Here is a 580-nt window from a genome sequence, read left to right as displayed (position 1 = left end):
AGAAGCTGGGCTACGTGCGCAGCGTGCTGCCGCTGGAAGCCAAGGTGACCTCCACCTCGGCGATGACCGGCGTGATCAACCAGCAGGGCGTGTTCTTCTTCGTGGATACCCACGTGCAGGAAGACCCGACCGCCGAGCAGATCACCGAAGCCACGCTGCAGGCGGCGTACCGCATGAAGCTGTTCGGCATCGAGCCGAAGGTGGCGTTGCTGTCGCACTCCAACTTCGGCAGCCACGATTCCAGGGACGCGCTGAAGATGCGTGCGGTCCGCGAGATGCTGCTCAAGCGCAACCCGCGCTTGAACGTGGATGGCGAGATGCAGGGTGACACCGCATGGGATGAAGCCCTGCGCCAGAAGCTGCTGCCCAACAGCACGCTGAAGGGCCGCGCCAACCTGTTCGTGCTGCCCAACCTGGAAGCGGCCAACATCGCCTACAACCTGGTGCGCGTGTTCACCGACGGCGTGGCGATCGGCCCGATCCTGATGGGCGTGGCCAAGCCGGTGCACATCCTGACCACCAGCGCGACCTCGCGCCGCGTGCTCAACATGACCGCGATCGCGGCCGTGGATGCGCAGAT

1 protein-coding gene is annotated in these 580 nt (G+C 65.2%); it reads left to right on the top strand.

Going from position 1 to position 580, the window contains the following annotated elements:
• Positions 1-580, top strand: a 580-nt coding sequence (locus AAE045_RS23935) for a phosphate acyltransferase (protein WP_455549793.1), incomplete at both ends; no start/stop codon positions are given.

Source organism: Dryocola clanedunensis (assembly GCF_038405435.1).
Classification (GTDB): domain Bacteria; phylum Pseudomonadota; class Gammaproteobacteria; order Enterobacterales; family Enterobacteriaceae; genus Dryocola; species Dryocola clanedunensis_A.
The sequence above is the reverse complement of the archived record's forward strand: the minus strand, read 5'-3'. Positions and strand labels throughout refer to the sequence as shown.